The organism is Streptococcus parasanguinis, assembly GCF_001578955.1.
Taxonomy (GTDB): Bacteria; Bacillota; Bacilli; order Lactobacillales; family Streptococcaceae; genus Streptococcus; species Streptococcus parasanguinis_U.
Window position 1 is genome coordinate 394,929 of the sequence record NZ_KQ969690.1, and the last position, 4,796, is coordinate 399,724.

3 protein-coding genes and 3 pseudogenes are annotated in these 4,796 nt (G+C 40.7%); 4 read left to right on the forward strand and 2 right to left on the reverse strand.

The window, feature by feature from the left end; genetic code table 11:
• A pseudogene (locus SPADD19_RS11585) lies at nucleotides 1–85 on the forward strand (VOC family protein); the annotation flags it as partial.
• 64 nt (nucleotides 86–149) lie between these two features.
• On the forward strand, nucleotides 150–464 hold the full coding sequence (locus SPADD19_RS05755) for a TfoX/Sxy family protein (protein WP_006153684.1): 315 nt from the start codon (nucleotides 150–152) through the stop codon (nucleotides 462–464).
• Between the two features lie 551 nt (nucleotides 465–1,015).
• On the opposite strand, the gene SPADD19_RS05760 is transcribed toward SPADD19_RS05755, so the two are convergent.
• Nucleotides 1,016–3,529: an excinuclease ABC subunit UvrA gene (locus tag SPADD19_RS05760; protein ID WP_061455483.1), complete on the reverse strand. Its 2,514-nt coding sequence runs from the start codon at nucleotides 3,527–3,529 to the stop codon at nucleotides 1,016–1,018.
• Between the two features lie 83 nt (nucleotides 3,530–3,612).
• Entirely contained in the window at nucleotides 3,613–3,978 is a 366-nt protein-coding gene (locus SPADD19_RS05765) for a hypothetical protein (RefSeq protein WP_061455484.1), read from the reverse strand.
• Between the two features lie 254 nt (nucleotides 3,979–4,232).
• Here SPADD19_RS05765 and SPADD19_RS12650 point away from each other — a divergent pair.
• Both SPADD19_RS12650 and SPADD19_RS12655 read left to right on the forward strand, forming a co-directional pair.
• Nucleotides 4,233–4,412, forward strand: a pseudogene (locus SPADD19_RS12650) (phosphomethylpyrimidine kinase); the annotation flags it as partial.
• Between the two features lie 301 nt (nucleotides 4,413–4,713).
• A pseudogene (locus SPADD19_RS12655) lies at nucleotides 4,714–4,796 on the forward strand (CPBP family intramembrane glutamic endopeptidase); the annotation flags it as partial.

Consider the following 4,796-nt stretch of genomic DNA (forward strand, 5'->3'; position numbering starts at 1 on the left):
TTTTTCGGATTTAGATGGATACTATTGGGAAGTTTCATGGGGACCGAATTTTCAATTTGATGAAAATGGATTGCTGAAATTTTGAGGATAAATAGGGAAAGAGTTTGCCATAAAGTAAGGAATATTTGATTTTGAAGGAGGTAATCATAGTGAATGAATTTAATGAATTTGTTCGTGAGATTTTTTCTGCAGCAGGTGATATTGTCATAAGATCCATGATGGGCGGCTACCTTATATATTTTAACGGTAAGCTGATAGGTGACATTTGTGATAATGAACTATTTTTAAAGAGAACGCCGACATCGGACAAACTTCTTGCAGACTCAGAATTGCGTTATCCGTATGAGGGTTCAAAGACATTGATGTATGCATTCGACAGATTTGAGGATATGGATTTGATTACTGAACTACTGAAAGGTATGTATGCGGAACTGCCAGAAAAGAAACCCAAGAAAGCTAAATGAGACAAACAAGCTTCAGTTTGTTGAATTTAGCAAGGTACAAGATTTTATGAGATGAAGCCTATAAAATTTGTACGGATACTGTAGGTTAAGAAAAGAAAAAATATTTTCATTCTAAAGTTTAAGTTTAAACATTAACTCTATCCCTTTCGTTCTATAATATAGAAGTTTACTAGCACCACACGTGGAGTGTGTTGCTCTGCTCGTAAAATCCTAGAAAACCTTGAACGAAAGGGAGTTTGAAAAGCCTTGGTATCAAGGCTTTTTGTCGTATAGGGGGGAGTATCAGAATGAGAGTAGTAGTTGAGTGTCTAGGTCTGATAACATGAACTAAGTGAAATGTATTCCTACATACACATGGGGGACGCTTTTATTTCCATAGACAAGGAGTTTGTGGGAATAAACGTGTCCCCTTTCTTTTTGTTTCCCTCTTTGACTCAGTAATACTACCGGACTAAAGTATGTTAATCTTAGTATGTTTTTATAATGCTACAAAAGGTCAACGAATTTGACTATTTTTTGTTTTATACATCCCAAATTGTAAAATAAGTCGATTATGCAGAGGTCTGTGAGAGGTAGGCTTTTAAATATCTTCCAGTGATACTGTTTGCTGTTTGGCAGACTTCTTCGATGCTACCATTCGCAATCAACTGTCCACCATAACGTCCACCTTGTGGCCCCATGTCAATGATATTATCTGCATTGGCGATGACATCTAGGTCGTGTTCGATGACAATGACCGTTGCCCCATTTTCAATCAACTGTTCAAAGACAGCTACTAGATTGGTCACATCACGAGGGTGGAGGCCGATACTTGGTTCATCAAAGATAAAGAGGTAGTTGCTCTGTTTCTTTTCCAGATAAGTCGCTAATTTTAACCGTTGCGCTTCTCCGCCAGATAGGGCTGGTGTACTTTCTCCTAGATGAAGGTAACCAAGACCTAGTTCATCTAAAACGGTTAAGGTAGCTAAAATCCCAGTTTCTTCCTTGAAAACCTCCAGAGCTTCTGTAATGGTCAAGTCCAGCAGGTCAGCAATGGAATAGCCCTGCCATTTGACCGCTAAAATCTCATCTTTATAGCGTTTGCCATGGCAACGTGGGCAGGTCTCGACAATATCTGGCAGATATTGAATATCCAGTGTCACCGAACCAGTCCCATCGCAGTAATCACAGGCGCCCGATTTATTATTATAAGAAAAATCAGTCGCTGAAAATTCGCTTGAAATGCCGTCAAAGAGGGTGCGCAGCTTGTCCATGATTTTGGAGTAGGTTGCGACAGTGGAGCGAATGTTTTTACCGATTGGAGTCGAGTCAATTTCAATCACTTGCTTGATACTGTTGATTCCTGATACATGCACATTTTCAGGCAGGGATTTTTTAGCCAGTTTGGCTTCAAAAGCAGGTAAAAGGCTGTCCAGCACCAGCGTAGTCTTGCCAGATCCTGAAATGCCTGTCACAACATTTAAGCCTTTCTCCACAAAATCTGCCTGTACGGACTGGATATTATTAGTATCGATCACATGCACTTGGAAATGCTGGAGTTGATCGAGCTCCAACCTAGGTCGAACACGGATTTGAGCTGTATGGTTGAGGTAAGGAGCGATGACGGAGTCTGCTACTTGAGCGAGTTGGTTGGGACTACCTTGCCCGATAACCTGACCTCCATGATCACCAGAGAGAGGACCAATCTCAATCAAGTGGTCAGCGGCTTCTAAAATAGCCACATCATGATCGACCACAAGGACAGAGTTGCCTTGCTGAATAAGCTGACGAATAATGGCAATCAAGGCATCCACATTTTCCGCATGAAGCCCGACGCTTGGCTCGTCCAAGACATAGAGAATTCCTGTCATCTGATTACGGATGGTGCGAGCCAGTTGAATCCGTTGCAACTCACCAGTAGATAGAGAGTTACCTGCGCGGTCTAGTGTCAAATAATCTAACCCCAGTGCCACAATCGGCTCGATCAACTCTTTCAATTCACCTGCCAGTTTTTCAGTCATATCCTGCATTTCATCAGGCACCCATGTTTTCAACTTATCCGCAAATTCTTGCAGTTCCAGCATGTCGTATTGACTGATTTGGGCAATATTTTTGTTGAGTACCAAGGTAGTTAGCAAATCAGGATTGTAGCGACTACCGTGGCAGGTCTGACATTTTCCTAGGTCATAGAAACGATTGAGACGCTCAATAGCCTTTTCGTTTTTAGCTGTTTGCAGACTATGTTCAATCGCCACAATGGCATTTTCATACTTGGCATTTAGCTCAAAAGATTTGCCTGTTTTGGTTGGGACGATAATCACTCGTTTCACCTCAGGGCCAGAAAGGACGATTTCTTTTTCTTTCTCCGTCAATTTTTTGAAAGGAACGTCTAGCCTGACTCCCTGTTGTTCAGCTACTAGCTTCATGTGAGTGCGGCCTGGCAATTTCCAAGAAGCAACTGCCCCTTCATTGATGGTGAGGTTTGAGTCTGGGATGACCTTGTCTAGCTGAATTTCACGTCCTTCACCTGTTCCTTGACAGGTCGGACAAGCACCGTCTGAGTTAAAGGCAAAACTTTCTGCACCATAGACCATGAAACGAACATCACAAGTCGGACAGTTGATCATTCCCATCCGCTCATCAGTCCCCATGAAATCCATGACCTCTGCCACACGCAGAGTTGGGTCAAGACGGTGACCATTTGGGCAGACATGAGAGCCTAGACGTGAAAAAATCAAGCGTAGGATATTCAGGGTTTCGGTCAATGTTCCAACCGTTGAGCGTACACTTGGCGTTTCTGGACGTTGGCGAAGAGCTATGGTCGAAGGGAGGTATTCGACCTCATCTACGTCTGAGCGTCCAACTTGCTTGATGCGACGGCGAGTATAGGTCGCAAGAGCATTCAGATAGCGTCTTGTTCCTTCAGCGTAGATAGTATCCATGGCGAGAGAGGACTTACCTGAACCAGATACGCCTGTAATAGCGACAAATTGGTGCAAGGGAATATCAAGAGAAATATTTTTAAGGTTATTGGCACGAGCACCCCGTACCTGAATGGCTTGTGGGATGAAAAAATTTGGGGTCATGTTTTCTCCTTTTAGTCATTTGTTTTCAATCTATTATACCATATCACGAAAAAGCAGGATTAGGCGACTAATCCTGCAGTCTTTTAATAAACGATTTCCTCTCCATCAGCTGGGATAATCAACTGATGACTGAAACCATGTTTTTCAGCATAGTCAGCCAATTCTTGACGGGTCAAGAAGGCGTGGTTGACAGCTTCCATGTGTGTGGCAAAAAGTTTAACAGATGGAAGGGTCTTATGTACTTCATGAACACCTTCAGCACCCATGATAAGTGGACCACTTTCTTTAAATTGGTTGTTTCCTGCGCTGATGATAGCGACTTGAGGTTGGTATTTTTTGAGTGTATTTTCCACATTCTCATACCATACAGTATCACCTAAGAGGTAAGTAGTAGGCTCATCTTTGTGCTCGAAAATCACTCCACAGGCATGACCAGAGATCGCCAGCATTTCATCGTTGCTAGCATGACGTGCTTCGACATAAGAGACATATCCTTAATCACTATCGGACATCAGGCATTTCTTGTTACCTTATGGAAGCCCGCTTTGAAACCAACGATCAACTCAACCACTTTCTTGAAAATCTTGATAAATATGCGAATTATAGCGTATTGACGGTGATTAACCATTTGAACTAGCCTCATCTTGTGGGATATGTATCAGATAAATACCTCTGGAGTGGAAATTCCAGAGGGTTATTTAAAAGACGAATTGCAGCATTAAAAGATGATTCCAGTGAATATGTTAGAAAATCAGTTGGTAATTCTTTGAGGGATATTAGCAAAAAATTTCCAGAGTTAATTAATGAAGAACTTGATTGTTGGGATATTAATAGTAAAGAGATAAAACAAGTTTACAAGTTGGCAAGTAAATTTATTAAATGATAGATATTAACTATAAAGTTGAGAAAATGGTAACTATAAAATATTTTCATTCTATAGTATAATTTTAAACAACAACTCAGTCACTTTCGTTCTATAATATAGAAGTTTGCTATCACGACACGTCGAGTGTGTAGCTTTGCCGTAAAAGCCTAGAAAGCTTGGTATGAATCAATAATGAAAAGCCTTGATTGTAAGGCTTTTTTTGTGTTTTTGTGATAGAATATAGGTAGTTATAATCGAGAGCAACTAAGAAGAAGTAAAAAAATATTATACGTAGAATAATCAAGATTAGGAAGAAAAAATGACAGAAATTGATAAAAGGAATTTAAAAAATTATCTTTGTTTTACATTTGGAATTACTTATATAGCTTGGGGCCTTCTTGC